A 23334-nucleotide genomic window follows, 5' to 3' on the forward strand; every position below is an offset into this window, starting at 1 on the left:
CGCTACCTTTTCCGCCCGCCCCCGTTCCGAGCGACCTCGCACCGTGTCCAAGTCATCCGAAAAACTCGATCTCGCCACGCGCGCCGCCTGGCTCTATTACGTGGCCGGCGACACGCAGAACGAGATCGCCGAGAAGTTGCAGGTGTCGCGGCCGGTCGCGCAGCGGCTGGTTGCGTTCGCGGTCGAGAAGAACCTGATCCGCGTGCGCGTCGATCACCGCGTGGCCGATTGCCTCGACCTGGCCGCGCAACTGTCTAAGCGCTACGGCCTGTCGCTCTGCGAGGTGGTGCCGATCGACGCCGACACGCCCGATTCGATCGACCGCAAGCTGGCCGTGGCCGGCGCGCAGGTCATGGAGCGCTACATCAACGAGGAACGGCCGATGGTGATCGCGGTCAGCAGCGGCCGCACGCTGAAGGCGGCCGTGGCGCAGATCGCGCAGATCGAGCGGCCGCAGCACCGGCTCGTGTCGATGGTCGGCGCGATCGCGCAGGACGGCTCGTCGAACCCGTACGACGTCGCGCAGCACATCTCCGAGAAAACCGGCGGCAAGCACTTCCTGCTGCCCGCGCCGCTGATCGCCGACAACGAGGCCGAGCGCGCGCAGTGGTGCAATCACCGGCTGTACCGGATCGTCGAGCAACTGACGGCCGACGCCGACGTGGCCTTCGTCGGGATCGGCAACGTGGGCATCGATTGTCCGCTGCACGTCGACGGCTTCATCACGGCCGACGAGCTGAACGAGATGATGGAATACGGCTCGGTGGCCGAGATGGTCGGGCTGCCGATGGACGCGCGCGGCGCGCGCGTCATCACGCCGTCCACCGCGCGCGTGACGAGCGTGCCGCTCGACGCGCCGCCGCGCCGGCCGACCATCGGTTTCGCGGGCGGCCCGCGCAAGCAGGCGGCCGTGCTGGCCGCGCTGCGCGGCGGCTGGCTGTCGGGCATCGTGACCGACGAGAGCTGCGCGCGGGCGGCGCTGGCGGACTGAATCGGGCCGATGGCGGCCGCGGCCGGATCGAAGCACCGGCAACGACGAGAACGGCGGCACACGTCATCGACGTGGCCGCCGTTTTTCATGTGCGCTCGCTCATGCCCACGCCCACGCCCGACAGGCCGCACCAATGACAAGGCCGCGCAACCCTCGCGCGGCCCTGTCGTTGGCATGACGCAGTCGGAACCCCGGCCCCGCCACTCACCGAATATTACGCCGCCTTCGCGTGCGGCGAACAGCGCTCGAACGCCAGCCCTTGCGCGTCGAACAGATGGCAATGCTCGGGCGCGGTCTGCACGCGCAGGATCGTGCCCGGGCGATGCGTTTCGAGCGGCGGAATGCGCGCGATCATGCCGTCCGGCGCGACCGCCGATTCGGCATACAGGTAGGCCGAATCGCCGAGCGACTCCACGGCCATGGTCTTGACCGCCACGCCCTCGCCCTCGGCCACGCCGACCTGCAGATGCTCGGGGCGAATGCCGACCGTGACCTTGTCGCCCGTCTTCAGCGTGCCGGTGCGCACCGCCGCGCGCTGCGTCTCGCCCGATTCGAAGCGCACCGTCACTTCGTCGGCCGACACGGCCTGCGCCACGCCTTCGAGGAAGTTCATCTTCGGCGAGCCGATGAAACCCGCCACGAAGCGGTTGGCCGGCGCGTGATACAGCGTGTTCGGGCTGCCGACCTGCTGCACGTTGCCGCCCGACAGCACCACGATCTTGTCGGCCAGCGTCATCGCCTCGACCTGATCGTGAGTCACGTAGATCATCGTGGTCTTCAGCTCGTCGTGCAGGCGCGCGAATTCGAGGCGCATCTTCACGCGCAGCGCGGCGTCGAGGTTCGACAGCGGTTCGTCGAACAGAAACACCTTCGGCTTGCGCGTGATCGCGCGGCCGATCGCCACGCGCTGGCGCTGGCCGCCCGACAACTGCTTGGGCTTGCGCTCCAGCAGGTGATCGATGTGCAGGATCTTCGCCGCATTGCGCACGGCCGCATCGATCTCGGGCTTCTTCGCGCCGGCCAGCTTCAGGCCGAACGCCATGTTGTCGTACAGCGTCATGTGCGGATAGAGCGCATAGGACTGGAACACCATCGCGATGCCGCGCTTGGCGCTGGGCATCTCGTTCACGCGCACGCCGTCGATCATCAGGTCGCCGCCGGAAATGTCCTCCAGCCCCGCGATCATCCGCATCAGCGTGGATTTGCCGCAGCCGCTCGGGCCGACGAACACCACGAACTCGCCATCGGCGATGTCGAGGTTCACATTGCTCAGCACTTCGTTGTCGTCGTAGCGCTTGCCGATATTGCGCAGAAGCACGCTTGCCATGATTTGTCTCCGCTCCATTGACGGCCGCCCGTGAGCGGTGCGGCCGGTTCGACGTGCGCGGCGGTGTTGCCCGCGCCCGTCCCTGCATTCATTGCGCCGGCACGGTGCCCGTCGCGATCCATTGCGCGACCAGCTCCGGCAGCGCATCCATGCGGTCGAACACGTGGCGCGCGCCGATCGCGCGCAACGCATCGACCTGCGACGACGAGGCGTGCCCGCCGCCGATGAAGCCGATCACCGTCATGCCGGCCGCGGCCGCGGCCGTGATGCCGGTGGCGCTGTCCTCCACCACCAGGCAGTGCGCCGGCGCGAAGCCGAGCGTGTGCGCGGCGGCCAGATAGACGTCCGGCGCGGGCTTCGGCCGCTCGACGCTGTCGGCGCAGAACAGCCGCTCGCCGAAGTGCCGCTTCAGGCCGGTGCGCGTGAGCGCCGCTTCCACGTAGGCGCGATTGCTGTTGCTCGCGCAGGCGATCGGCAGCGCGATGGCGTCGAGCGCGGCGTCGATGCCGTCCACCGCCGGCGCCAGCACCGCGGCGCGCTCGACCGCCGTGCGGATCGCCGCCACCTCGTTCGCGTCGAGCGTGCGCCCGGCCTGCGCGGCCGCGCTTTCGAGCACGCGCTCGGTGCGCAGGCCGAGCAGCGGCATCACGATCGGCCGCACCTCGACGCCGGGCCAGCGCGCTTCCAGCTCGCGCACCAGCACGCCGGCCGCCACCGCTTCGCTGTCGATCAGGACACCGTCGCAATCGCAGATCAGCAGGCGGTCGCGGCCGCCCGTTCCGTTCGCGTTGGGCAGGCTCATTTGACCGCCCCGAACGTGAGGCCACGCACCAGTTGCTTCTGCGACAGCCAGCCGACGATCAGGATCGGCGCGACCGCCAGCAACGAGGCCGCCGACAGCTTGGCCCAGAACAGGCCTTCGGGGCTGGAGTACGACGCGATGAACACGGTCAGCGGCGCGGCGTTGGAGCTGGTCAGGTTGATGCTCCAGAACGCCTCGTTCCACGACAGGATCACCAGCAGCAGCGAGGTGGACGCCAGGCCCGGCAGCGACATCGGCATCAGCAGGTAGACGATCTCCTGCCAGGTGGTGGCGCCGTCGATACGGCCCGCTTCGAGGATGTCGCGCGGAATCTCGGCGAAATACGTGAACGTCATCCACACCGCGATCGGCAGATTGATCAGCGTGTAGACGATCACCAGGCCGCTGACGGTATCGAGGAGTCCCGAGTTTTTCCAGAGCAGGTAGATCGGCACCAGCACGCCCACCGACGGCATCATCTTGGTCGACAGCATCCACAGCAGGACCTTCTGCGTGCGCTTGGTCGGGAAGAACGCCATCGCATAGGCGGCCGGCACCGCCAGCAGCAGGCACAACACGGTCACGCCCACCGACACCAGGATCGAGTTCCAGGCGAAGCCGAAGTAGTTGCTGCGCGCGAACACCTCGCGGAAGCTGTCGAGCGTCGGCGTGAAGATCAGCGACATCGAATACGCCTGCTGCTCGGTCTTGAACGCGGTGATCGCCATCCAGAAGATCGGGAAGAACAGCAGCAGCGCGATCAGCCAGGCCAGCACGCCGGGAATCGCGCGGCCGAGCTTGTCGAGGCCGCCGCCGGTCTTGCGCGGCGCGGCGGCCGCGGCTTGGGTTACGCTCAGGTCGCTCATGCTTCGTACTCCCCTTTGAGGTTCTTGGCGAGCATCCGCACCAGGAAGAACGACACCACGTTCGCCAGCACCACGGCCAGGATGCCGCCGGCGGAAGCGAGACCGACGTCGAACTGCTGCAGGCCCAGCGCATAGATCAGGTAGGACAGGTTGGTGGTGGCGTTGCCCGGGCCACCGCCCGTCGTCGTGTAGATTTCGGCGAAGATCGACAGCAGGAAGATGGTTTCCATCATCACCACCACGGCGATCGCGCGCTTCAGGTGCGGCAGCGTGATGTAGAAGAACATCGCGATCGGGCCGGCGCCGTCGATGCGCGCGGCTTCCTTCTGTTCCTGGTCGAGCGACTGAATCGCCGTGAACAGGATCAGGAATGCGAACGGCAGCCATTGCCACGCGACGATCATCACCACGGCGGCCAGCGGGTAATCGGCGAACCAGTCGATCGGCGCCATGCCGAACGCGCGCATCACGTGCGCGATCAGCCCGTACACCGGGTTCAGGATCATGTTCTTCCAGATCAGGGCCGAGACGGTCGGCATCACGAAGAACGGCGCGATGGCGAGCAGGCGCGCGATGCCCTGCCCGTAGAACTTGCGGTCGAACAGCACGGCCATCAGCACGCCGCCGATCACCGTGATCGCCAGCACCGCCACGATCAGCACCAGCGTGTGCCAGATCGCCGGCAGGAACGACGGATCGGTGGCGAGGTAATGGTAGTTGTCGAGGCCGGCGAAACCCTTTTCATCGGGGTTCAGCAGGTTGTAGCGCGTGAACGAATACCAGATCGTCATCGCCAGCGGAATCGACATCCACAGCAGCAGCACCGCCACCGACGGCGTGACGAGCCAGCGGGCGGGCTTGCCGCGCGCGGACTCGGAGGAAGCGGGAGACGTATCGGTCATGGGCGCCGTGGAATGAAAGGGAAGACGTAGGTGTCGCATGCTCGGACCTCTCGAATCTCGTGCGGGCGGCCGGGCGAGGCCCGGCGCGCGCCGCAGCGTTGCGATCCGGCCGCGGCCGGATCGCGCATGACGGCAGCGAGGCGGCCTTACTTCTTGAGGCCGGCCTGGCGCACCGCGCGGTCGGCGGCGGCCTGGCCGGCAGCCAGCGCCTGATCGACCGTCATCTGGCCCGCCACCGCACCCGCGATCGACTGGCCCACCACCGTGCCGAACGACTGGAATTCAGGAATCCCGACGTACTGCACGCCCGTGTACGGCACCTTCTTCAGCGACGGATCGTTGACATCGGCCGTCTCGATCGCCTTCAGCACGAAATCCGAGAACGGCGCGGCGGCCTTGTACTCGGGGCGTGCGTAGGTCGACTGACGCGTGCCCGGAGGCACCGAGGCCCAGCCTTCGTCCTTGCCCACCGCTTCCACGTACTGCTTCGAGGTCGCCCAGGTGATGAACTTCTTGGCGGCGTCCTGCTGCTTCGACGTCTTCGGGATCGCCAGCGCCCAGGCCCACAGCCAGTGCGAACCCTTCGGCGTGACGGCCACCGGCGCGGCCGCGAAGCCGATCTTGTCGGCCACCTGCGACTGCTGCTTGTTGTAGAGCATGCCGGCCGCGACCGTCGCGTCGATCCACATCGCGCACTTGCCCGAGGCGGTCAGCGTCAGGTTTTCGTTGAAGCCGTTCGAGCTGGCGCCCGGAGGGCCGTCCTTCTTCAGCAGGTTCACGTAGAACGTGATCGCCTTCTTCCATTCCGGCGAGGTGATCTGCGCGTTCCAGTTCTCGTCGAACCAGCGGCCGCCGTAGGTGTTCACGAGCGTCGACACGTAGGCCATGTTCTCGCCCCAGCCGGCCTTGCCGCGCAGGCAGATGCCGTAGGTGCCGTTGGCCTTGTCGGTCAGCTTGTCGGCGAACTGCTCGATCTGGTCGTAGGTCGGCTGATCGGGCATCTTGAGGCCCTTGGCCGCGAACAGATCCTTGCGGTAGTAGGTCATCGAGCTTTCGACGTAGAACGGCAGCGCGTAGAGCTGGCCGTTGTACGACAGCGAATCGCGCGCCGTCTTCACCACGTCGTTCAGATCGTAGTCGGCGGCCAGGCCCGTCATCGGCGAGAGCCAGCCGCGCTTGCCCCATTGCGGCGCCTCGTAGGTGCCGATCGCCATCACGTCGAACTGGCCGCTGCCGGTGGTGATGTCGGTGGTCGCGCGCTGACGCAGCACGTTCTCCTCGAGGATTACCCAGTTGAGCTTGATGTCGGGGTTCGCTTTCTCGAACGCCGGCGACAGCTTCTTCAACTCGATCATGTCGGGGTTGTTCAGCGTCGCGATGGTCAGCGTCGCCGCCTGCGCGGCGAGCGCCGACGAGGCGAGCGCGGCGCCGGCGAGAAGTCGCACGGCGGCGGCGATGAGCGTCTGTCCTTGCATGGCATGTCTCCTGTGTCTGTGTTATCGATTGTCGTCTACGGTCTGTCGTCGATCGAGCAGGCGCGTGGCCTCACCCGTCTTGCTGCATCCCGCACGCGCGAGCGTAGCGGGCAATCGTCTGGCGGATCCGGAACCGGACCCAGGCGGCGGCGTCGTCGCCGAGCGCGTGCGAACGGCGCGCCTCGTAGACATCCGGCAGCCATTGCGCCACCAGCGTCTCGGGCGGCGCGTGCCGCGCGAGGTTCGCGAACAGGCGCTCCACCGCGGCGGCCACGGCGGGCTGCAGCCAGTAATAGCGGATCCGGTCGCTATAGCTGAACTGGCGCGCGAGGCGCTGCGCGGCTTCGTCGCCACGGTAGTACGGCGCCCAGTGTTCGGGGCGCGCGCGCATCGCGTCGTCCACCACGTCGCGCAACCGCGAGCGGGCAGTATCGTCCACCAGCGCGTCCTCGATGTACGACAACGCGAACAGCGCCTCGCGCAATGCGAACGTGAGGCCCGGGCCGACCTTCAGGATCGCGAAGTGATCGCGCACCAGCGCCGCGAGCGCGGCCTCGGTCTGGTAATCGGTGGAATGCGCCTCGAACACGAAGCGCGGCGTATCGAGAATGCTGGCGGCCAGCGCGGCCGCTTTCGTCGGCGCGTAGTCGAGCACCTGGCGATCGTCGAAATCCACACCCGGCTGCGCGACCACCGCCACCGTGCGCGACCACGCGGCGTCGAGCCCGTAGCGCGCGAACGCGTCGCGATGGGCGTCGAGCGTCACGCGCACGGCGTCCGCACGCGTCACCTTGATGTGCGACATCGGGCCGGCGGCGGCATCGCCCTCGCCGGCAGTCTCGCCGCCCGGCACCGGCACTTCGGTGCCCACCACGTACACCGGCGCGGTGCCGGCCGCTTCGGCCGCGGCCTCGGCGGCGGCGCACAGGCGCGCGGCGCGCTCGGCCACCACGGTGTCGGACAGCGGCGCGACGTCGTCGGCGCAGGCCATGCTGGCGTCGAGATGGATCTTCGTGAAACCGGCGGCCACGTAGCCGGCCACCATCGTCGCGGCTTCCTGCATCGCGTCTTTGGCGGGCAGGTGCCGCCACGGGTTCGGGCCGAGGTGATCGCCGCCGAGCACGAGCCGCTCGACGGGGAAGCCGGTGCGCCGCGCCAGCGCCTCGACCTCGCGGCGGAAATCGGCCGGCGTGAGGCCGGTGTAGCCGCCGTGATGATTGACCTGGTTGCAGGTGGCCTCGATCAGCAACGGCGAGCCGTCGTCGCGCGCGGCCTCGAACGCTGCCTCGAGCACCAGCGTATGGGCGCTGCAAACCGAATAGATGCCGCGCACCGCGCCCGCGCGGTTCGCGTCGAAGATCGCGCCGAGCGTGCGGCCCGCATCGGCGGTCACGCGCGGTGCCGCCACGGAACTCAGGCCGGACATGCGACACCTCGCTGGGTCAGGAACGCGACGATGTCGGCGGGCGAGCTGTTGCCCTCCATCGGGCCGACCTTGGCCACCGCCAGCGCACCGGCCGCGTTGGCGCGCGACAGCGCCGCGTCGATCGGCCAGCCCTGGATCAGGCTCGCCACCAGCGTGCCGCCGAAACAATCGCCGGCGCCGGTCGGATCGACCTCGGTGGTGTCGTAGCCGCCCACTTCGGTCTGCCCCTGGCGGTCATACGAGGTGCTGCCGGCCGCGCCACGCTTGAGCACCACGCGCTCCAGTAGCGGCCGCGTGGCGAGCAGCCCGGCGATCGCGCGCTCGGGCGCCTGCGGGCCGCAGAAGAACGGCAGGTCGGCTTCGCTCGGCAGGAACAGGTGGCAGGCATCGAGCAAGGCTTCGAGCGCGGCGCGCATCGGCTTGAACGACAGCATCTCGGGGCGCACGTTCGGATCGAACGAGATCTTCGCGCCCACCCGCGCCGCCTCGATCACGCCGTGCTTGATCGCGGCGATCGCGTTCTCGCTGGTCAGCGACGAGCCCATCACGTGGTAATAGCGGCAGCCCTCGAACATCCCGGCCGTCACGTCGGCGGCCTCCAGCATGGCCGAGGCGCTGCCGTCGATGCTGTAGACGAACTGGCGGCTGCCGTCGTCGCGATAGGCGACGAACGCCAGGCCGGTGGGCCGCGCCACGCGCCGGATCGCGCGCGATTCGACGCCGTGCGATTCGAGCCGCGCGACGATCGCATCGCCGAACGCGTCGCGCCCCACACAGCCCGCGTAGGCCACCGAGGCGCCGAGCCGGGCCGCCTGATCGGCGAAGATGGCCGGCGCGCCGCTCGGGAACGGGCCGACGAACTCACCGGGCTCCGCAAAACCCTGGCCGCGCTTCAGGGCCACGAATTCGGCGAGCAGCTCGCCGGCGACGACGATCTCGGCCATGGCGTCAGCTCATCCAGTTGCCGCCGTCGACATTGAGCGTCTGGGCGGTGATGTAATCGGCATCGGCCGACGCGAGGAACAGCGCCGCGCCGGTCAGGTCGGCGGGCAGGCCCATGCGGCCGAGCGGCACCGCCTCGCCCACCAGGCGCTTCTTCTCGCCGAGCGGACGGTTTTCGTAGCGCGCGAACAGCGCATCGACCTGCTCCCACATCGGGGTGTCCACCACGCCCGGCGCGATGCCGTTGACGTTGATCCGGTGCGGCGCGAGCGCCAGCGCGGCCGATTGCGTGTAACTGAGCACGGCGGCCTTGCTTGCGCAGTAGTGCGAAACGAGTGCCTCGCCGCGGCGGCCCGCCTGCGACGACATGTTGACGATCTTGCCGCCGCGGCCCTGCTCCACCATCCGCTGCGCCACGGCCTGCATCAGGAAGAACAGGCCCTTCACGTTGACCGCGAACAGGCGGTCGTACACGTCCCAGGATTCGTCGAGCAGCGGGCGCATGTCGAACAGCGCCGCGTTGTTGAACAGGATGTCGACGCCGCCGAAGCGCTCCACGGCGCTGGCGACGATCCGCGCGATGTCCTCGCGCTGCGTCACGTCGGCCGTGATGGCGACGGCGCGCTCGGGATGCGCCTCGATCAACGCCGCGAGCGAACCGCTCGCCGGCTTCAGGTCGACGAGCAGGCAGCGTGCGCCCTCGTCCAGATAGCGCTGGGCGACTGCCTCGCCGATGCCGCTCGCGGCGCCCGTCAAAATCGCGACCTTGTCCTGCAATCTCACGAGTGTCTCCGATATCGTTATTCGTCGTTTCATTTGGCATTCAGCGAGCTAACGCTCAGTGAATGATCATTTGCTCAGATTGCGATCGAATAATCGGATACCGGGCCGGTGCTGTCAAGGCGAAAACGCCGCTTTCGATGATGCGCTGCCGCATCGCGCGCAGCCGCTTGTTGCCGCACTTCATGCAGATTCGCGAGATACGTTATATCATTCACTTTTCATCGTCCCGACTGGTGCCCTGCCATGGCCTCGACCTCACCCCTGCAAGCCCGCCTCGCCCGCGCCGATGCGTTTGCCGCCGAACACGGGCTGACGTGGACCCCGTTGCGCCGCCAGGTGTATGAAAAGGTGCTGGCCGCCCAGCGGCCGATCGGCGCCTACGACCTGATCGGCGAACTGGCGCCCGAGCGCGGCCGGATGCCGCCCACCACCGTCTATCGCGCGCTCGACTTTCTCGTCGAGCACGGTTTCATCCATCGCATCGAATCGAAGAATGCCTTCCTCGCCTGCTGCGAGATCGGACCGCCCCATCAAGGCCAGTTCCTGATCTGCGACTCGTGCGGCGACACGGTCGAGATTCCGGGCGCCGACCTGGCGCACCAGCTCTCGTCCTGCGAATCGGCTCACGGCTTCGAGATGCATCGCCAGGTGGTCGAGCTGACCGGCCTGTGCGGCGAATGCAAGACCCATCCGAAGGGCACGCCCCACGCGTGACCCGCCCCGCCGCGCGCCCGTCCGGGCGTGCGGTTTGCCCATCCCGTCAAGGACCAAGCATGACCTTCGCCGCCTCGTCGCGCGCGCCGCTGCGCGCCCGTTTCCGTCTGACCCGCTGGCTTGCCGCCGGCTGCGCCGCGCTCTCGCTCGCCGCACCGGCCGCGCCGGCCCTCGCCCAGACCGCCAAGGTGCAGGTGGTGGCCGCCGAGAATTTCTACGGCGATGTGGTCAAGCAGATCGGCGGGGCGAACGTCGCCGTGTCCAGCATCCTCAGCAATCCCGATCAGGATCCGCACCTGTTCGAAGCCAGCCCGAAAACCGCGCGCGCGCTCCAGCACGCGAACCTGGTGGTCTACAACGGCGCCGATTACGACCCGTGGATGGGCAAGCTGCTGTCCGCCTCGAAGAACGCCACGCGCAAGGCCATCGTGGTGGCCGATCTGGTCGGCAAGAAGCCCGGCGACAACCCGCATCTCTGGTACGATCCCGCCACCATGCCGGCTGCCGCGAAGGCGATCGGCGCGGCGCTGTCCGAAGCCGATCCGGCCCACAAGGCCCAGTACGACGCGAACCTCGCCGGCTTCCTCGCCTCGCTCAAGCCGATCGACGCGAAGGTCGCCGCGCTGCGCGCGCAGTACAAGGGCGTGCCGGTCACGGCCACCGAGCCGGTGTTCGGCTACATGTCGGACGCGATCGGCCTCGAGATGCGCAACCTGAGCTTCCAGCTCGCCACCATGAACGACACGGAAGCCAGCGCGTCGGACATCGCCGCGTTCGAGAGCGACCTGCGCAACCGCAAGGTGAAGGCGCTCATCTACAACAGCCAGGCCGAGGAGCCGATGACGAAGCGGATGCTGAAGATCGCGAAGGACGCCTCGGTGCCCACCTTCAGCGTCACCGAGACGGAACCGGCCGGCAAGAACTTCCAGCAGTGGATGCTCACGCAGCTCGATGCGCTGAGCGCCGCGCTGGCCAAACATTGATTCCATGACCGCATCCCAACCCGCGCTCGCACTCGATCGCGTCACGCTCGAACTGGGCGGACGCACGATCCTGCGCGACGTGAGCCTGACCCTGGACGCCGGCGAATTCGTCGGCGTGCTCGGTCCGAACGGCGCCGGCAAGACCACCCTGATGCGCGCCGTGCTCGGCCTCGTGCCGGCCGCGCAGGGCGCCATCTCGGTGGCCGGCGCGCCGGTGGCGCGCGGCAATCCCGCCATCGGCTACATGCCGCAGATCCGCAGCGCGCTGGCCGGGCGCCGCGTGCGCGGCTACGATTTCGTCGCGATGGCGGCCGACGGCCATCGCTGGGGCCTGCCGAGCGTCAACCGCGAAACCCGCGCCGATGTCGCGCGCGTGCTCGAACTGGTGGGCGCCACGGCGCTGGCCCGGCGCCCGCTGTTCGAGCTGTCGGGCGGCGAGCGCCAACGCCTGCTGCTCGCGCAATGCCTGCTCGGCACACCGAAGCTGCTGCTGCTCGACGAGCCGCTGATCAGCCTCGATCCGCACCATCAGCGCGGCGTGGTCGAGCTGGTGCGGCGCGTGCAGCAGGAGCTCGGCATCACCGTGCTGTTCTCCGCGCACGAACTGAATCCGCTGCTCAACGCGCTCGACCGCGTGCTCTATCTCGGCAACGGCACGGCCGCGCTCGGCACGGTCGATGAAGTGATCACCAAGCCGGTGCTGTCGCGCCTGTACGGCTCGCCGATCGACGTGATGCGCGTGAACGGCCGCATCTTCGTGATGTCGGGCGACGTCGAAGTGGAAAAACACGATCACGAACACGAGGACGACGGCGGGCACGGCCACGCGCACGGTCATTCGCACTCGCATGGCGGCCACGGCCACTCCAGCCACTCCGGTCACTCGCACGGCGGACACCAGCACGATGTTTGAATACGAATTCATGGTCAACGCGTTCATCGCGTCGGGCATCGTCGCGGTGCTGGCCGGCGTGGTGGGCTATTTCCTCGTGATGCGCGGGCAGACCTTCGCCGGCCATGCGCTGTCGCACGTCGGCTTCACCGGTGCGACCGGCGCGGTGCTGCTCGGCGTGTCGCCGATCTGGGGCATGGTGGGCTTCACGCTCGCGGCCGGCATCGCGATGGGCGCGCTCGGCGAGCGGCTCGCGGGCCGCGACGTGGCGATCGGCGTGACGCTGTCGCTCGCGCTCGGCGCGGGGCTGCTGTTCCTGCATTTCTATACGAGCTACGCCACCCAGGTCACGGCACTGCTGTTCGGCAACGTGCTCGGCGTGAGCCACGGCACGCTGATGGTGCTGGCCGGCATCGGCGCGGTCAGCCTGATCGCGCTGGCCGCGATCCTGCGCCCGCTGGTGTTCGCCTCGCTGCAACCCGAGCTGGCCGAAGCCAAGGGCGTGTCGCTGCGGCTCGTGTCGGTGCTGTTCCTGGCGATCTGCGCGCTGGCCGTCGCGGCCTGCACGCAGATCGTCGGCGTGCTGCTGGTGTTCACGCTGCTGGTCGGCCCGGCCGCCGCTGCGCAGAACCTCAGCACGCGGCTGTCCACCGGCGTCGCGCTCGCGGCGCTGTTCGCGCTCGGCGAAGCGTGGTTCGGCGTGACGCTGGCCTATTACACCGACTGGCCGACCAGCTTCTGGATCACGGCGCTGTCGGCGCTGGCCTATGCGGCGAGCCTGGCCGGACGGCATCGCGCCGTCGCGTGAAGCAGCCGGACGATAGCCGGCAGCCGCACCGAGCCGAACGCCCGAAGCCCGCGCCGCCATCGCCTCGCGGGGCATGAAAAAGCCCGCGGCACGATCGCTCGTGCCGCGGGCTTTGTCCTTTCTGCCTACCGGCTGATTCCGCTTATTCGGCCAGCAGCGTCTTCGCGTGATGCGCGATGTGATCGGCGATGAACGTCGAGATGAAGTAGTAGCCGTGATCGTAGCCTTCGTGGCTGCGCAGCGTGAGCGGCTGCCCGGCCTCGCGGCAGGCCGCCTCGAACAGATCCGGATTGAGCTGCTTGGCGAGGAACTGATCGGCCAGGCCCTGATCGATCAGGATGCCGTCGGCGTAGCGCGGCGCATCGCGGCGCGCGACCAGCTCGGTGGCGTCATGCTCCTTCCACGCCTCGCGATCGTCGCCGAGATAACCGGCGAACGCCTTCTCGCCCCACGGGCAGCGCGTCGGCGCGACGATCGGCGCGAACGCCGACACCGAACGCCACACGCCCGGATGGCGCAGCGCCAGCGTCAGCGCGCCGTGGCCGCCCATCGAATGGCCGAAGATGCCGAGCCGCGTGCCGTCGATCGGCAGCGCACCGAGCACCAGCGCGCGCAACTCGTCGACGATGTAGCTCTCCATCCGGTAATGCCTGGCCCACGGCTCGGCGGTGGCGTCGAGATAGAAGCTCGCGCCCACGCCGAAATCCCACGCATCGGCCTCGCCCGGCACGCCCGCGCCGCGCGGGCTGGTATCGGGCGTGATCAGCGCGATGCCGTGCTCGGCGGCGAAGCGCTGCGCGCCGGCCTTGATCATGAAGGTTTCCTCGGTGCAGGTCAGGCCCGCGAGGAAGAACAGCGCCGGCACGCGCGTCTCGTCGTGCACCGCCGACGGCGGCAGGTACACCGAGAACTTCATCGGCAGGCCGATGGTGGAGGAATCGTGGCGATAGAAGCGCTGCTCGCCGCCGAAGGCGGCATGCGACGAAACGAGTTCGAACATGGTCGCGGCCTCGCGGGTCAGTACAGCACGACGGAGCGGATCGACTCGCCCTTCTTCATCAGGTCGAAGCCCTCGTTGATCTTCTCGAGCGGCATCGTGTGGGTGATCAGGTCGTCGATATTGAGCTTGCCTTCCATGTACCAGTCGACGATCTTCGGCACGTCGGTGCGGCCGCGCGCGCCGCCGAACGCCGAGCCCTTCCATTCGCGGCCCGTGACGAGCTGGAACGGACGCGTGCTGATTTCCTGGCCGGCCGCCGCCACGCCGATGATGAACGACTGGCCCCAGCCCTTGTGCGTGCACTCGAGCGCCTGGCGCATGGTCGTGACGTTGCCGATGCACTCGAACGAGTAATCCGCGCCGCCGTCGGTCAACTGGACGATGTGATCGACCACGTTCTCCACGTCCTTCGGGTTGATGAAGTGCGTCATGCCGAACTTCTTCGCCAGCTCGACGCGCGCCGGGTTGATGTCCACGCCGATGATCTTGTCGGCGCCCACCATCTTCGCGCCCTGGATCACGTTCAGGCCGATGCCGCCCAGGCCGAACACCACCACGTTGGCGCCCGCTTCCACCTTGGCCGAGTAGACCACCGCGCCCACCCCGGTGGTCACGCCGCAGCCGATGTAGCAGACCTTGTCGAACGGGGCGTCCTCGCGGATCTTCGCCACGGCGATTTCCGGCACGACGATGTAGTTCGAGAACGTGGAGGTGCCCATGTAGTGGAAGATCGGCTTGCCGTCGATCGAGAAGCGCGACGTGGCGTCGGGCATCAGGCCCTTGCCCTGGGTGGCGCGGATCTTCTGGCACAGGTTGGTCTTGCGCGACAGGCAGAACTTGCACTCGCGGCACTCCGGCGTGTAGAGCGGGATCACGTGATCGCCCTTGCGCACCGTGCCCACGCCGGGGCCGACATCCACCACCACGCCCGCGCCCTCATGGCCGAGGATCGCCGGGAAGATGCCTTCCGGATCGGCGCCCGACATCGTGTAGTAATCGGTGTGGCAGATCCCCGTCGCCTTCACCTCGATCAGCACCTCGCCGGCACGCGGGCCGGCCAGATCCACTTCCTCGATCGTCAGCGGCGCACCGGCCTTCCATGCAATCGCGGCTTTCGTCTTCATCGTTGCTGCTCCTTGTCGGTGATGTTGCCCGCCGCGCGCGATGCGCCCCGGGCGGCAACTGGGGATTTCCTGTCCGGACGCGGCACGCATGCACCCCTCGGCACGGCCGGAACCAGCCGGAAGTGTAAACGCCCATTGCCAAAACCGGCATGGCGCCACGCGACGAATCGATGTCGCGCCGCGTCGCATGCCGGCATCGAAAACGATGAGGAAAAAGCGCGCCGGCAAGCCATGCCTCAAAACGATCCGGCCCCATGAAAATCCGCGCCGGCTGGGGTTTACCCATCCAGCCATTGCGACGGTGCAAAAAGCCTCTATTCGCCAAGAGCGATACAGACCATAACCGTGTCGATATTTGGCGACAGCGTCGCGCGGTTTTTGACTGGATATAAATTCCGTGAATCCCACTCCTGCCGCCCGCCCACCATGATTTCCCCGCATCCGCTCGCGAAAATCGCATATCCCGCCTGCAAATCGCGGAATAGCGCCCAGTGCTCTTGTTGGCGTGCAGCGATCCGCATAACGTCACACCACACCGATTACACGATCATGGAGTGAGACAGATGCAATCCAACACGGTCCATCCGTGCGACGAAATCCTGCCCGCCGGCAAGCTCGTCACGCTGGGTCTGCAACACGTTCTGGTGATGTATGCCGGCGCCGTCGCCGTGCCGCTCATCATCGGCAGCGCCCTGAAGCTGCCGAAGGATCAGGTGGCGTTCCTGATCAGCGCCGATCTGTTCGCATGCGGCATCGCGACGCTGATTCAAACGCTCGGCGTGTGGATCTTCGGCATCCGCCTGCCCGTCATCATGGGCTGCACGTTCGCCTCGGTCGGCCCGCTGGTGGCGATCGGCACCAATCCTAGCCTCGGCATTCTCGACGTGTTCGGCTCGACCATCGCGGCCGGGGTGATCGGCATCGTGATCGCGCCGGTGATCGGCAAGCTGCTGCGGTTCTTCCCGCCGGTGGTGGTCGGCACGGTGATCGCCGTGATCGGGCTGTCGCTGATGGGCGTCGGCATCAACTGGGCGGCCGGCGGCGTGGGCAACCCCGAATACGGCAACCCGCTGTTCCTCGGCCTGTCGCTGCTGGTGCTCGTGCTGATCCTGCTGATCAACAAGTTCGGCCGCGGCTTCGTCTCGAACATCGCGGTGCTGCTCGGCATCGTGGCCGGCTTCGGGATCGCGCTGGCGCTCGGCCGGGTGGATCTCGACGGCGTGACGGCCGCGCCGTGGGTCGGCTTCGTGATGCCGTTCCATTTCGGCATGCCGCACTTCGACACGCTCTCGATCGCGACCATGGTGATCGTGATGTTCGTCACGTTCATCGAATCGACCGGCATGTTCCTCGCGGTCGGCGACATGGTCGACCGGCCGGTCGATCAGCAGGCGCTGGTGCGCGGCCTGCGCGTGGACGGCCTCGGCACGCTGATCGGCGGCATCTTCAACTCGTTCCCGCACACCTCGTTCTCGCAGAATGTCGGGCTGGTCGGCGTGACGGGCGTGAAGAGCCGCTTCGTGTGCGTGACGGGCGGCGTGATCCTGGTGCTGCTCGGGCTGTTCCCGAAGATGGCGCAGATCGTCGCCTCGGTGCCGGCCTTCGTGCTCGGCGGCGCCGGCATCGTGATGTTCGGGATGGTGGCCGCCAACGGCGTGAAGACGCTGTCGCGCGTCGACTTCGTCGCCAACCACAACAACCTGTTCATCGTCGCCGTCAGCATCGGGCTGGGGCTCGTGCCGGTGGTGTCGCCGCACTTCTTCGCGAAGCTGCCGAGCGCGCTCGCGCCGATCCTGCACAGCGGCATCCTGCTTGCGTCGGTGTCGGCCGTGATTCTCAATGTGATGTTCAACGGCGTGCGCAGCGAGAAGCAGGCCGAATGCGAAATTCGCCGTGCCGGCAAGGATCTCGAACGGCGCACGGCCGACCTGCACTGATCGCACCGAGTGTTGGCGGCTCGAACGAAAACGCCCGGTTTTACCGGGCGTTTTTCATAGGTGGGACTCGGCGCGGCACCGCCATGAAAAACGCCCCGGAGGCCGTGAGGCTTCCGGGGCGTTTTCGCGTTGCAAGCGAGTTGCGAGCGGATCGCGGCGCCAGGCGCCGCGTTCAGCCTGCCGTGGCTTGCGAGGCCGGTGCGGCGGGCGCGGCCTGCTTGCTGTAATCCACCGGCGCATCGGCTTCGCGCGGCTGATCGCCGGTCTGCTCGATCCAGCCACCGCCCAGTGCACGGTACAGGTCCACCAGGTTGGTCCAGCGCGCGAGGCGTGCCGAGATCAGTGTGGTTTGCGCCGTGTACAGGTCGGTTTGCGCCGTCAGCACCGTCAGATAGCTGTCCACACCGTTGCGGTAGCGCAGGTCCGACAGATCGTAACGGCGCTGCTGCGCCTCCTCGTTGCGTGCCAGCGCCGCGATCTGCTGATCGTAGGTGCCGCGCGCCGCCAGGCCGTTCGACACTTCGCTGAACGCCGACTGGATCGCCTTCTCGTAGTTCGCGATCTCGATGCGCTTTTGCACATGCGCCAAATCGAGGTTCGCGATGTTCGAGCCGCCCTCGAAGATCGGCAGCGCGATGTTCGGCGCGAACGACCACGCCGCCGTGCCGGCCTTGAACAGGCCGCCCAGCGTCGGGCTCGCCGTGCCGAACGCGGCCGTCAGCGAGATCTTCGGGAAGAACGCCGCACGGGCCGCGCCGATGTTCGCGTTGGCCGCGCGCAATGTTTGCTCGGCCTCCATGATGTCGGGGCGGCGCGTCAGCAGATCCGACGGCAAGCCGGCCGGAATATCCGTCAGCAGGTTCTGGTTGTTCAGCGGCAGGCCGGCCGGCAGATCGTCGGGCAGCGGCTCGCCGACCAGCAGCACCAGCGCGTTCACGGCTTGCGCGCGTGCCCGGGCTTGCGCCTGCTGGTTCGCCAGCGCCTGTTCGACCACCGTCTGCGCCTGGCGCAGGTCCAGCTCCGAACCGGTGCCGTTGTCGAACTGCAGCTTCGTCAGGTTGTAGGACGATTGCGCATTCTTCAGCGTGTCTTCCGTGACCTTCAGCAGGTCGTCGGTCGATTGCAGCGTCAGATACTGATCCGCCACCTGCGAGACGAGCGAGATTTCCTGCGCCTTGCGGGCCTGTGCCGTCGACAGATATTGCGCCAGCGCCTGATCCTTCAGGCTCTGGATTCGGCCGAACAGGTCCAGCTCCCACGACGCCGAAAGCCCGACGTTATAGGTGCGCGTAATCAGCGGAGCGCCCGTGGTCGACACACCGGCCGGCAGCCGCTGGATCGAGCCGGTGCCGGTGCCGCCGAGCGTCGGCAGCAGTTCGGCGCGCGTGATCTGATACTGCGCGCGCGCCGCCTCGATATTGAGCACCGACACACGCAGGTCGCGGTTGTTCTTCAGCGCCAATTCGATCAGTTGCTGCAAGCGCGGATCGGCGAAGAAGTTGCGCCAGCCGATATCCGGCGCCGCCTGGTCTTGGGCGCTGCGTGCGTCGCTCGCACCCGGTTGCGTCGCGTAGACGCCGTCGGACGGGAACGAGCTCGACACGGGCGCATCGGGCCGCTTGTAATGCGGCGCCATCGTGCAGCCCGAAGCGACGAGCGCAAACGCCATAGCCGTCAAAACGATTTTTCGCATGGTCATCAATGTTCCTGGTTGCCGCCTTCTTGCGTGCGATGCGCGTGCTCCTGCGCGAGACGCAGTGCCTCGTCCGGATCTTCCTTTTCACCACCGAAGATCGAACGCACCTTCACGAAGAACATCGGGATCATGAAGATCGCGAGGAAGGTCGCGGTCACCATCCCGCCGATCACGCCCGTACCGATCGCGTGCTGGCTGGCCGAACCCGCGCCGTTGCTGATCGCGAGCGGCAGCACGCCGAGAATGAACGCCAGCGACGTCATCAGAATCGGACGCAGCCGCAGCCGCGCCGCTTCCAGCGCCGCCTCGACCGGCCCCATCTTCTCGCTGAGCTGCAATTCACGCGCGAACTCCACGATCAGAATCGCGTTCTTCGCCGACAGCCCCACCGTGGTCAACAAGCCGACCTGGAAGAACACGTCGTTCTCGAGGCCGCGCAGCGTGGCCGCCAGCAGTGCGCCGATCACGCCGAGCGGCACCACCATGATCACCGAGAACGGGATCGACCAGCTTTCGTACAGCGCCGCCAGACACAGGAACACCACCAGGATCGAGATCGCGTAAAGGATCGGCGCCTGCGAACCCGATTGCAGTTCCTGGAACGACAGCCCCGTCCACGAGTAGCCGATACCGTTCGGCAGCTTGGTCGCGAGGTTCGACATCGCCGTCATTGCCTGGCCGGTACTCTTGCCCGCCGACGCCTGGCCCTGGATTTCCATCGACGAAATCCCGTTGTAGCGCTCGAGCTTCGGCGAACCGTAGGTCCAGTGACCGGAGGCGAACGCACCGAACGGCACCATCCCGCCCGAGCCGTTACGCACGTACCAGATGTTCAGATCTTCCGGCGTGGCGCGGAACGGCGCATCGGCCATCACGTACACCTTCTTGATACGACCATCCGTATCGAGGAAGTTGTTGACGTATTGCGACGCCCACGCGATCGAGAAGGTCTGGTCGATCGAAGCCGCCGTCACGCCGAGCGCGTTGGCTTTCTCGCGATCGATATCGATCTTGTACTGCGGCGTGTCGTTCAGGCCGTTCGGGCGCACGCCTTGCAGCGTCGGGTCCTTGGCGGCCATGCCGAGCAACTGGTTGCGTGCCGCCATCAACGCATCGTGGCCGAGGCCTGCGTTGTCGGTCAGCTCGAAGTCGAAGCCGGCTGCCGTGCCCAGTTCGGGAATCGACGGCGGGTTGAACGGAATGACGATCGCGTCCTTGTAGCCGCTGTAGCGCGCGAACATCCGCCCGATCAGCGCCTGCACCTTCTGGTTCGAGCTCTGACGCGCCGAATAATCCTTCAGCTTGACGAACACGAGGCCGGAGTTCTGGCCGCGGCCGGCGAAGCTGAAGCCGTTCACGGTGAACGCCGATTCGACGATGTCCTTCTCGTCGTTGAGCACGTAATCGGAAATGTTCTTCAGCGTGCGCGCGGTGGTTTCCTGGGTGGAACCCGACGGCGTTTGCACGATCACGAACATCAGGCCCTGATCTTCATCGGGCAGGAACGACTTCGGCAGGCGCACGAACAGGAAGCCCACACCGATGATCACCGCCAGATAGATGATCAGCCAGCGGCCCGAGCGCTTGATCACGTGGTGCACGCCCTTGTGATACTTGTCGCGGCTGTTGTTGAAGTTGCGGTTGAACCAGCCGAAGAAGCCCTTCTTCTCTTCGTGATGGCCCTTCTCGATCGGCTTGAGCAGCGTCGCGCACAAGGCCGGCGTCAGGATCAACGCCACCAGCACCGACAGCACCATCGCCGACACGATCGTCAGCGAGAACTGACGATAGATCGCGCCCACCGAGCCGCCCGAGAACGCCACCGGCACGAACACCGCCGACAGCACCAGCGCCACGCCCACCAGCGCGCCGGTGATCTGGCCCATCGCCTTCTTGGTGGCCTCCTTCGGCGAGAGCCCCTCCTCCGACATCACACGCTCGACGTTCTCCACCACCACGATCGCATCGTCCACCAGCAGGCCGATCGCGAGCACGAGGCCGAACATCGACAGCGTGTTGATCGAGAAGCCCACCGCCGACATGATCGCGAACGTGCCGAGCAGCACCACCGGCACGGCGATGGTCGGGATGATCGTGGCCCGCAGGTTCTGCAGGAACAGATACATCACGAGGAACACCAGCACGATGCCTTCCAGCAGCGTCTTGACCACTTCCTCGATCGACAGGCGCACGAACGGCGTCGTGTCGTACGGGTACTTGACGGTCAGGCCGTGCGGGAAGTATTTCGACAGTTCGTCGATCTTCGCGCGCACCGCGTTGGCCGTTTGCAGCGCGTTGGCGTTGGTCGCGAGCTGGATGCCGAGACCGGCCGTCGGCTGGCCGTTGTACTTCGTGTCGAAGTTGTAGTTCTCACCGCCGAGGCTCAGCTTCGCGACGTCCTTCAGCCGAACCTGCGAACCATCCTGATTGACCTTCAGCAGGATGTTGCCGAACTGCTCCGGCGTCTGCAGCAAGGTTTGCTCGGTGATGGTGGCCTGCATCACCGTGCCCGGCACCGCCGGCGTGCCGCCGATCTGGCCGCCCGCGATCTGCACGTTCTGCGCGGTGATCGCGCTGGTCACATCGACCGGCGTGAGGCTGTAGTTGGTGAGCTTGGTCGGATCGAGCCAGATCCGCATCGCGTACTGCGAGCCGAACAGCGTGACGGTACCGACGCCGTTCAGACGGCTGACCGGATCCTCCACGTGCGAAGCCACGTAGTTGGCGAGGTCGTACTTGTTCATGCTGCCGTCTTCGGACGTGAAGGCGAGCACCAGCAAGAAGCTGCTGCTCGACTTCGTGACCTTCAGACCGAGCTGCTGCACGACCTGCGGCAGAATCGGCGTCGCGAGCGACAGCTTGTTCTGCACCTGCACCTGCGCGATATCCGGATTGGTACCGGCCGCGAACGTCAGCGTGATGGTCGACGTACCCGAATCGTCACTCGTGGAGGACATGTACAGGAAGTTGTCGAGACCGCTCATCTGCTGCTCGATCACCTGCGTGACCGTGTCCTCGACCGTCTTCGCCGAAGCGCCCGGGTAGGTTGCGGAGATCTGGATGGACGGCGGCGCGATCGTCGGATACTGCGCGATCGGCAACGTGAAGATCGACGCGATACCCGCGAGCATCAGGATGATGGCGATCACCCACGCGAAGATCGGGCGATCGATAAAAAACTTTGCCATGAAACAGGCTCCCTGTGGTTACGCGCCCGAAGCCGCGGTCGCACTCGCTGCCGAACCTGCCGCCGCGCTGGCCGGCTTGGCGGCCGAGGCACCCGACGCACCCGATGCCGCGGCACCCTGGTCGGATGCCGAGCTCGGCTGGCTGCTCGGATCGGTACCGGCGTTCTGGTTCGGCGGCAGTTGCGCCGCGACCGGCTTGACCGTCATGCCCGGCTGGACCTTGCCCACGCCCTGCACGATCACGCGGTCGCCCGTTTGCAGGCCACCCTCGACCACCCAATCCTGACCGTAGGTGCCCGAGGTCGTCAGCACGCGCGAGACGATCTTGTTGTCCGCGCCGACCACCAATGCCGTCGGCTGGCCCTTCGGATCGTGCTGGACGCCGATCTGCGGCACCAGGTACGCGTTGTCGTTGGTGCCTTCCTCGATGCGCGCGCGCACGAACATGCCCGGCAGCAGCACGCGGTTCGGGTTCGGGAAGATCGCGCGGATCGTGACCGAGCCGGTGGTCTGATCGACCGTGACATCGGTGAATTGCAGCTTGCCTTCGAGCGGGTAGGTCTTGCCGTCTTCCAGCACCAGCTTGACCTTGGCCGCGTTCGGGCCGGCCGTCTTGATCCGGCCGCTCTGGATGTCCTGGCGCAGCTTCAGGCCGTCGAGGCTCGATTGCGTCAGGTCCACATACATCGGATCGATCTGCTGGATGGTCGACAGCAGCGTGGCCGCGCTGGCCTGCACGTAGGCGCCCGGCGTGACCTGCGAGATGCCGATGCGGCCGGTGATCGGCGAGAGCACATCGGTATAGCCGAGGTTGATCTGCGCGGTATCCACGGCAGCCTTGCCCGACGCGACGTCGGCGGCGGCCTGGCCGGCCGAGGCCACGGCGTTGTCGTAATCCTGCTTGCTGACCGCGTTCGCGGCCACCAGCACCTTGAAGCGCGCGGCCTGCGCGTTGGTCGAGGCGAGGTTCGCCTGGGCCTTGGCGAGCGTGGCCTTGGCGCTGTTCAACGTGGCGATGTACGGGGCGGGATCGATCTTGTAAAGACGCTGACCGGCCTTCACATCACCCCCTTCGGTGAACTCGCGGCGCAGCACGATGCCATCGACCCGCGCCCGCACTTGGGCGACCAGGAAGGCATTGGTGCGGCCCGGCAGTTCGGAGACGACCGGCACGGATTGCGGCTGGACCGTCACGACGCCGACTTCCGGTGTCTGCTGAGGCGGGGCCGATTGTTTTTGTCCGCAGGCGGCAAGGAAGACTGCTGCCGCAGCGACACTGATTAAGCGGTATGGAACCCGTTCGACGCGCATGGAACGACCTCATTTGTAACAAAAGAAGTAAGTGCTTGGCCTGGGGCCGCGACACGAATGCGCCGTGAGGCGCCGATCGAACACACCAGAAATGCAGGACTACGAATACAACAACGACGACAACGGCACGCAAGCCGCCGTGCCGGGAGACGCCGCAGCGAACGCGG

Annotated in this window: 19 protein-coding genes; 6 read left to right on the plus strand and 13 right to left on the minus strand. The window is 67.0% G+C overall.

The features are described 5' to 3' along the window. The first annotated feature begins 43 nt into the window (after window positions 1-43). The gene (locus AB4850_RS29505; protein WP_414442944.1) at window positions 44-991 is read left to right on the plus strand and encodes a sugar-binding transcriptional regulator; all 948 of its coding nucleotides are present in this window, start codon (window positions 44-46) and stop codon (window positions 989-991) included. 214 nt (window positions 992-1205) lie between these two features. On the opposite strand, the gene AB4850_RS29510 is transcribed toward AB4850_RS29505, so the two are convergent. The 8 genes from AB4850_RS29510 to AB4850_RS29545 all read right to left on the minus strand — a co-directional run bounded on the left by AB4850_RS29510 (window position 1206) and on the right by AB4850_RS29545 (window position 9514). Further along, window positions 1206-2318: an ABC transporter ATP-binding protein gene (locus AB4850_RS29510; RefSeq protein ID WP_414442945.1), complete on the minus strand. Its 1113-nt coding sequence runs from the start codon at window positions 2316-2318 to the stop codon at window positions 1206-1208. Window positions 2319-2406: 88 nt separating this feature from the next. Next, entirely contained in the window at window positions 2407-3120 is a 714-nt protein-coding gene (locus AB4850_RS29515) for an HAD family hydrolase (protein WP_414442946.1), read from the minus strand. Then, on the minus strand, window positions 3117-3986 hold the full coding sequence (locus AB4850_RS29520; RefSeq protein ID WP_414442947.1) for a carbohydrate ABC transporter permease: 870 nt from the start codon (window positions 3984-3986) through the stop codon (window positions 3117-3119). Before AB4850_RS29520 ends, AB4850_RS29515 begins: the two co-directional genes overlap by 4 nt. Then, entirely contained in the window at window positions 3983-4927 is a 945-nt protein-coding gene (locus AB4850_RS29525) for a carbohydrate ABC transporter permease (protein WP_414442948.1), read from the minus strand. The genes AB4850_RS29520 and AB4850_RS29525 overlap by 4 nt, the downstream gene beginning before the upstream one ends. A gap of 107 nt (window positions 4928-5034) precedes the next feature. After that, the gene (locus AB4850_RS29530) at window positions 5035-6363 is read right to left on the minus strand and encodes an ABC transporter substrate-binding protein (protein WP_414442949.1); all 1329 of its coding nucleotides are present in this window, start codon (window positions 6361-6363) and stop codon (window positions 5035-5037) included. Between the two features lie 70 nt (window positions 6364-6433). Next, the gene (locus AB4850_RS29535; protein WP_414442950.1) at window positions 6434-7789 is read right to left on the minus strand and encodes a D-tagatose-bisphosphate aldolase, class II, non-catalytic subunit; all 1356 of its coding nucleotides are present in this window, start codon (window positions 7787-7789) and stop codon (window positions 6434-6436) included. Next, window positions 7777-8733, minus strand: coding sequence for a sugar kinase (locus AB4850_RS29540; protein ID WP_414442951.1), 957 nt, complete (start codon window positions 8731-8733; stop codon window positions 7777-7779). Before AB4850_RS29540 ends, AB4850_RS29535 begins: the two co-directional genes overlap by 13 nt. A gap of 4 nt (window positions 8734-8737) precedes the next feature. Beyond that, the gene (locus AB4850_RS29545; protein ID WP_414442952.1) at window positions 8738-9514 is read right to left on the minus strand and encodes an L-iditol 2-dehydrogenase; all 777 of its coding nucleotides are present in this window, start codon (window positions 9512-9514) and stop codon (window positions 8738-8740) included. 243 nt (window positions 9515-9757) lie between these two features. Here AB4850_RS29545 and AB4850_RS29550 point away from each other — a divergent pair, with 243 nt between their 5' ends. From AB4850_RS29550 to AB4850_RS29565, 4 genes are read left to right on the plus strand one after another with little or no spacing between them, the layout of a single operon-like run. Next, window positions 9758-10228 (plus strand): Fur family transcriptional regulator, encoded by a 471-nt coding sequence (locus AB4850_RS29550; protein ID WP_414442953.1) that lies wholly within the window; start codon window positions 9758-9760, stop codon window positions 10226-10228. 59 nt (window positions 10229-10287) lie between these two features. After that, a complete protein-coding gene (locus AB4850_RS29555) occupies window positions 10288-11211 on the plus strand; it encodes a metal ABC transporter solute-binding protein, Zn/Mn family (RefSeq protein WP_414442954.1) in 924 nt (307 codons plus the stop codon). A gap of 4 nt (window positions 11212-11215) precedes the next feature. Next, window positions 11216-12124, plus strand: a complete 909-nt coding sequence (locus AB4850_RS29560) for an ABC transporter ATP-binding protein (protein ID WP_414442955.1) — start codon at window positions 11216-11218, stop codon at window positions 12122-12124. Continuing rightward, window positions 12117-12911, plus strand: a complete 795-nt coding sequence (locus tag AB4850_RS29565) for a metal ABC transporter permease (RefSeq protein ID WP_414442956.1) — start codon at window positions 12117-12119, stop codon at window positions 12909-12911. Before AB4850_RS29560 ends, AB4850_RS29565 begins: the two co-directional genes overlap by 8 nt. A gap of 142 nt (window positions 12912-13053) precedes the next feature. Here AB4850_RS29565 and fghA read toward each other — a convergent pair whose 3' ends face one another. Together fghA and AB4850_RS29575 are read right to left on the minus strand one after the other, a co-directional pair. Continuing rightward, a complete protein-coding gene (fghA, locus tag AB4850_RS29570) occupies window positions 13054-13911 on the minus strand; it encodes an S-formylglutathione hydrolase (RefSeq protein ID WP_414442957.1) in 858 nt (285 codons plus the stop codon). Window positions 13912-13928: 17 nt separating this feature from the next. Continuing rightward, window positions 13929-15035, minus strand: a complete 1107-nt coding sequence (locus AB4850_RS29575; RefSeq protein ID WP_414442958.1) for an S-(hydroxymethyl)glutathione dehydrogenase/class III alcohol dehydrogenase — start codon at window positions 15033-15035, stop codon at window positions 13929-13931. Window positions 15036-15598: 563 nt separating this feature from the next. Between AB4850_RS29575 and AB4850_RS29580 the strand changes: the two genes are divergently transcribed. Beyond that, window positions 15599-16972 carry a nucleobase:cation symporter-2 family protein gene (locus tag AB4850_RS29580; RefSeq protein WP_414442959.1) on the plus strand — a complete coding sequence of 458 codons (1374 nt, stop codon included), beginning with the start codon at window positions 15599-15601 and terminating at the stop codon, window positions 16970-16972. 172 nt (window positions 16973-17144) lie between these two features. On the opposite strand, the gene AB4850_RS29585 is transcribed toward AB4850_RS29580, so the two are convergent. The 3 genes from AB4850_RS29585 to AB4850_RS29595 are packed head-to-tail and all read right to left on the minus strand — an operon-like array spanning window position 17145 to window position 23167. Further along, a complete protein-coding gene (locus tag AB4850_RS29585) occupies window positions 17145-18665 on the minus strand; it encodes an efflux transporter outer membrane subunit (RefSeq protein ID WP_414442960.1) in 1521 nt (506 codons plus the stop codon). Between the two features lie 5 nt (window positions 18666-18670). Next, window positions 18671-21856 carry an efflux RND transporter permease subunit gene (locus AB4850_RS29590; protein ID WP_414442961.1) on the minus strand — a complete coding sequence of 1062 codons (3186 nt, stop codon included), beginning with the start codon at window positions 21854-21856 and terminating at the stop codon, window positions 18671-18673. Between the two features lie 18 nt (window positions 21857-21874). Further along, entirely contained in the window at window positions 21875-23167 is a 1293-nt protein-coding gene (locus AB4850_RS29595) for an efflux RND transporter periplasmic adaptor subunit (RefSeq protein WP_414442962.1), read from the minus strand. Window positions 23168-23334 lie beyond the last annotated feature (167 nt).

Source organism: Burkholderia sp. 22PA0106 (assembly GCF_047497155.1).
Lineage (GTDB): Bacteria > Pseudomonadota > Gammaproteobacteria > Burkholderiales > Burkholderiaceae > Burkholderia.